This window comes from Pseudomonas sp. GM24 (genome assembly GCF_000282235.1).
Taxonomy (GTDB): domain Bacteria; phylum Pseudomonadota; class Gammaproteobacteria; order Pseudomonadales; family Pseudomonadaceae; genus Aquipseudomonas.
Map to the genome: position 1 here is coordinate 1 of NZ_AKJR01000267.1, position 4,792 is coordinate 4,792.

The 4,792-nt window shown below is 59.4% G+C and carries 4 protein-coding genes; 2 read left to right on the forward strand and 2 right to left on the reverse strand.

Annotated elements, in window-relative coordinates:
- Positions 1–116: 116 nt before the first annotated feature.
- On the reverse strand, positions 117–1,079 hold the full coding sequence (gene trxB / locus PMI23_RS25990) for a thioredoxin-disulfide reductase (RefSeq protein WP_007912350.1): 963 nt from the start codon (positions 1,077–1,079) through the stop codon (positions 117–119).
- A 311-nt stretch (positions 1,080–1,390) separates the two neighbouring features.
- Between trxB and cysZ the strand changes: the two genes are divergently transcribed.
- Entirely contained in the window at positions 1,391–2,143 is a 753-nt protein-coding gene (gene cysZ, locus PMI23_RS25995) for a sulfate transporter CysZ (protein ID WP_007912358.1), read from the forward strand.
- A gap of 40 nt (positions 2,144–2,183) precedes the next feature.
- Positions 2,184–3,383, forward strand: a complete 1,200-nt coding sequence (locus PMI23_RS26000) for a glycosyltransferase family 4 protein (protein WP_007912359.1) — start codon at positions 2,184–2,186, stop codon at positions 3,381–3,383.
- 135 nt (positions 3,384–3,518) lie between these two features.
- Here the strand turns inward: PMI23_RS26000 and PMI23_RS26005 are convergent, their stop codons facing one another.
- Positions 3,519–4,622 (reverse strand): NADH:flavin oxidoreductase, encoded by a 1,104-nt coding sequence (locus PMI23_RS26005; RefSeq protein WP_007912361.1) that lies wholly within the window; start codon positions 4,620–4,622, stop codon positions 3,519–3,521.
- Between the last annotated feature and the right edge of the window lie 170 nt (positions 4,623–4,792).

Below are 4,792 nucleotides of genomic sequence, written 5' to 3' on the forward strand. Positions count from 1 at the left end.
ATGTTGACCGGTACACCGCTATCGCGAGCAGGCTCACTCCTACAATGAATTGCGTTGGAGCAGGAGTAACGGGCACAAAAAAACCGGCCGAAGCCGGTTTTTTTATGCCTGCGATCTTAGAACGAAGCGTTCTGCAGACCGTCCAGGTAACGCTCGGTGTCCAGTGCCGCCATGCAGCCGGCGCCGGCCGAAGTGATCGCCTGACGGTAAACGTGGTCAGCCACGTCACCGGCGGCAAAGATGCCTTCGACGCTGGTCGCAGTCGCATTGCCTTCACGGCCGCCGTGCACCACCAGATAACCGTCTTTGAGGGTCAACTGGCCTTCGAACAGCGAAGTGTTCGGAGTGTGGCCGATGGCAATGAACACGCCGTCAACGGTGATTTCATCGAAACTGCCGTCGTTGTTCTTCAGACGCGCACCGGTCACGCCCATGTTGTCGCCCAGGACTTCGTCGAGGTTGGCGTTCAACTTGAGGATGATCTTGCCTTCGGCGACGCGAGCGTTGAGCTTGTCGATCAGGATTTTCTCGGCGCGGAAGGTTTCGCGACGGTGGATCAGGGTTACGGTGCTGGCGATATTGGCCAGGTACAGTGCCTCTTCAACAGCGGTGTTGCCGCCGCCGACCACTGCAACAGGCTTGTTGCGGTAGAAGAAACCGTCGCAGGTCGCGCAGGCCGAAACGCCTTTGCCCATGAACGCTTCTTCCGAAGGCAGGCCCAGGTAACGCGCGCTGGCGCCGGTGGCGATGATCAGGGCGTCGCAGGTGTAGGTCGCGCTGTCGCCGGTCAGAGTGTAAGGCTTGGCAGCGAAGTCGACGGCGTTGATGTGATCGAAAACGATCTCGGTTTCAAAACGCTCGGCGTGCTCGCGCATGCGTTCCATCAGGGCTGGACCGGTCAGACCGTGGACATCGCCCGGCCAGTTGTCGACTTCGGTGGTGGTGGTCAGTTGACCGCCAGCCTGCATGCCGGTGATCAGCAGTGGCTTGAGGTTGGCACGGGCCGCGTATACCGCAGCGCTGTAACCGGCAGGGCCGGAACCGAGAATAATCACTCGCGAATGACGGACTTCAGACATGACCTGCTCCTGTTGACCGGGCCGAAAAACGGGCACGGATCGCCGGACTGCCGGCGGGAATAAAAAAGGACCGTGGAAAACCTTGGGGAAGGCTTGAGCTCGACAGTCCTGTAAAAAGTTGGGTGCAGCGTATCGAGGGGGGCAAGATTAAGGAAATACGGTTTAACAATCCAGCTCATAGGTGGTCTCTATGCCGACACACTGACGAGATGGACGTCTTTGTTACAGTGAATGTCGATCGCTCTGCCGCGCTTTCACAGGCGTTGCAAAGTCGGTAAGGTCGGCGCGTTTTCCCTTGCTCGGAGCACCTTATGCCCGCCCCTGTTCTGTCCGGCCCGCAATACCTGCGCGAAGGCCTTAAACTGGTCTTGAGCCCAGGCTTGCGCCTGTTCGTGTTATTGCCGCTGGCGATCAATCTGGTGCTGTTCGTCGGATTGATCTATCTGGCCGGCCACCAGTTCAGCCTGTGGGTCGATACGCTGATGCCATCGCTGCCCGAATGGCTGAGCTTTCTAAGCTACATCCTCTGGCCCTTGTTCGTGGTGCTGGTGGCGTTGATGGTGTTTTTCACCTTCACGATGCTGGCCAACGTGATCGCCGCACCGTTCAACGGCTTTCTTGCGGAAAAAGTCGAAGTGGTGGTGCGTGGCACCGATGATTTCCCGGCGTTCAGCTGGGGTGAACTGATTGCGATGGTCCCGCGCACCCTCGCCCGGGAAATGCGCAAGCTCGGCTACTTTCTGCCCCGCGCCATCGGTCTCTTCATCCTGTCGTTCATCCCGGTGGTAAACATCATCGCCGCACCGCTGTGGTTGTTGTTCGGCGTGTGGATGATGGCGATCCAGTACATCGACTACCCGGCGGACAACCACAAACTGGGCTGGAACGAGATGCTCGCCTGGCTGCGGCAGAAGCGCTGGCAGAGCATGAGTTTTGGCGGGATCGTCTATCTGGTGCTGCTGATTCCGGTGGTCAACATTCTGATGATGCCGGCGGCGGTGGCCGGGGCGACGTTGTTTTGGGTGCGTGAACGCGGTGCTGAGAATCTCGTCACTCAACGCTGAGCACGTCACAAATCCATCATCCGAACGTCACAAGCACGACATGGCCTCAGTCGACACTGAGGCCATGACGACAGCTCTACACATCACCCTGATCAGCGAAACCTTTCCACCGGAAATCAACGGGGTGGCCAATACTCTTGGCCGCTTGTGCGATGGGCTGCGCGCGCGCGGCCACCAAGTGGAACTGGTGCGCCCGCGTCAGGCCGGCGATCCGCAGCGCAGTGAAGACGACGCGTTGCTGTTGTGCCGTGGCTGGCCGTTGCCGGGATATCCGGGGCTGCAATGGGGGCAATCGTCGATGCACAAACTGCTGCGCCGCTGGAAACGTCAGCGTCCCGATGTGCTGTACATCGCCACGGAAGGCCCACTCGGCTTATCGGCCCTGCGTGCGGCGCGGCGTTTGGGCATTTCGGTGGTCAGCGGGTTTCACACCAACTTTCAGCAATACACCAGTCAGTACGGCCTCGGACTGCTGACGCGAATGCTGACGTATTATTTGCGCTGGTTTCACAATCGCTCGGCCATGACTCTGGTGCCGAGCGTCAGCCAGCGACTGGAACTGGAGCGACGCCATTTCGAGCGCTTGGCGCTGTTGTCGCGCGGTGTCGACAGCCAGCTATTTCATCCAAGCAAACGGCTGAATGCCTTGCGTGAGCAATGGGGCCTGTCCGAGCAGGACATTGCGGTGATCCACGTAGGACGACTCGCGCCGGAGAAGAACCTTGGCCTGCTCAAACGCTGCTTCGAAAAACTGCGGGACACTTATCCACAGCGCAATCTGAAACTGATCGTGGTCGGCGACGGGCCGCAACGGCTAGCGCTGGAAAAGGATTTGCCCGAGGCGATTTTCTGCGGCTCACAGCGTGGTGAAGCGTTGGCGGCACACTACGCGTCCGGCGATATATTTCTGTTTCCCAGCCTGACCGAAACCTTCGGCAATGTCGTGCTGGAGGCACTGGCCTCGGGACTTGGTGTGGTGGCTTACGATCAAGCTGCAGCGGCGCAGCATATTCGCCATGGTTACAACGGCGTGCTGGCGATGCCCGGCGACGAAGAGGCGTTTTGCGATGCTGCTGCGTGGTTGCTTGAGGAGGATGAGGCGTTGCGCTGCGTGCGTTTGAATGCGCGGCAGCATGCGAGTCGTCAGGGATGGCCGGCGGTTATCGAGCAGTTTGAAAAGCATTTGCGCGGGGCTTGTGTGGGGGAGCAAGTGGTGCCGAATGCGCAGACATTGCCTTGAATTATTGTTGCGTTTGAAACCGCCATCGCTGGCAAGCCAGCTCCCACAGGGATTTCCAGTGACCACAGGTCGTGTGAACACCCATGAAACCTGTGGGAGCTGGCTTGCCAGCGATAGCGTCAGTAAGGGCGCTGGTTAAACCAGCGTCATCAACGCCTCACGGCTGAACGGCAAAATATCCTGTTCACGCCCTTCGCGGACTTTTTGCGCCCAATCCGGATCGACCAACAGCGCGCGCCCAACCGCAACCAGATCGAATTCCTCTTTGTTCAAACGCTCCAGCAGGTTCTCCAGACTGGCCGGTTGCGCGACCTTGTCGGTGTTGACCATGAACTGCAGGAACTCGCCATCGAGACCGACGCTACCGACGGTGATGGTCGGCTTGCCGGTGAGCTTGCGGGTCCAGCCTGCCAGGTTCAGCTCGGAACCATCGAACTCCGGCTCCCAGAAACGCCGCGTCGAGCAGTGGAAAATATCCACACCGGCGTCGGACAACGGCTTGAGGAATTCGCCCAGTGCTTCTGGGGTTTGCACCAGTCGCGCGGTGTAATCCTGCTGCTTCCACTGCGAGAAACGGAAGATGATCGGGAAACCTTCGCCAACGGCCGCACGCACCGCTTGAATCAGTTCGATGGCGAAACGCGAGCGGTTAGCCAGGCTGCCGCCGTATTCGTCGCTGCGCTGGTTGCTGCCTTCCCAGAAGAACTGGTCGATCAGATAACCGTGCGCGCCGTGGATTTCCACGCCGTCCATGCCGATGCTTTGTGCGTCTTTGGCCGCCTGGGCGAAGGCTGCGATCACGTCCTGGATGTCTTGCTTGGTCATGCCGTGCACCACGACCTGACCGTCCTTGAGTTTTTCCGACGGGCCGTAAGCCGGCACGCTAGCGTCCGGCTCGGTGCCGATGCGGCGTACGCTGCCCACATGCCACAGCTGCGGAACAATCTTGCCGCCTTCAGCGTGAACGGCGTCGACGACTTTCTTCCAGCCGGCCAATGGCGCGTCACCAAAGAACTGCGGCACGTTCGGGTAACCGTTGGAGGCGATGTGGCCGACGGTGGTGCCTTCAGTGATGATCAGGCCGACACCGGCCGCCGCGCGACGACGGTAGTACTCGATGACTTTCGAATTAGGCACGCCGCCCGGGGAGAAGGAGCGAGTCATCGGCGCCATGACCACGCGGGTCGGCAGTTCGAGGGCACCGAGGTGGAACGGTTTGAACAAGGCTTGAACGGGCATCGATGGGCTCCACAGAGAAGGCTTTATGACGGCGATAATATGGAGACGTGAACCCTTTGAACAGCACTATTGATTTGGGTGATTAAGGATTAAAAGACGCAAAGCAAAAGATCGCAGCCTTCGGCAGCTCCTACATGGGGTTTTGAGGTCACCTGCAGGAGCTGCCGAAG